Source organism: Streptomyces sp. SID13726, assembly GCF_010548375.1.
In the GTDB taxonomy this organism is placed as follows: Bacteria; Actinomycetota; Actinomycetes; order Streptomycetales; family Streptomycetaceae; genus Streptomyces.
The window spans coordinates 1-395 of record NZ_JAAGLY010000781.1 but is presented as its reverse complement, the minus strand read 5'-3'; the positions used below and the strand labels follow the sequence as shown (position 1 = coordinate 395).

Here is a 395-nt window from a genome sequence, read left to right as displayed (position 1 = left end):
GCCGCTGATGGCGACGATGCGTGCACCGGCGCGTGGCCGGTGGCCGCCTCCCACGGGTACCGCAGACGGCACGGCGTGCCCCGGGGCGGCCGGGTTCCCCGCGGCCCCGGCCGCACCGGTCCGCGTACGCATGCCGCGGCCGCCCTCAACGGCGGCCGCGGGCCGCGTCACTTCGGCGATGCGGACGGCGCCGCGACCTGGCAGCCCTTCTGGCTGTTCATCGCCTTTTCCAGGCCGCCGGCCTTGAGCGTGCTGAGCGCGTTCTTGCCGCCCTTGGTGGCCTTTTCGAGTCCGCCGGCCACGTCCTTGAGGCCCTCGGCGAACTTCGTCTGGTCCTTCGGGTCCAGGGCGTCCATCTTCGTCTTCAGGTCGTCGTAGCCCATGGACGACTCCTC

At 72.9% G+C, this 395-nt stretch carries 1 pseudogene; it reads right to left on the bottom strand.

The window, feature by feature from the left end:
• Positions 1-167 precede the first annotated feature (167 nt).
• Positions 168-395: pseudogene (locus tag G3I78_RS50275) on the bottom strand (small secreted protein); the annotation flags it as partial.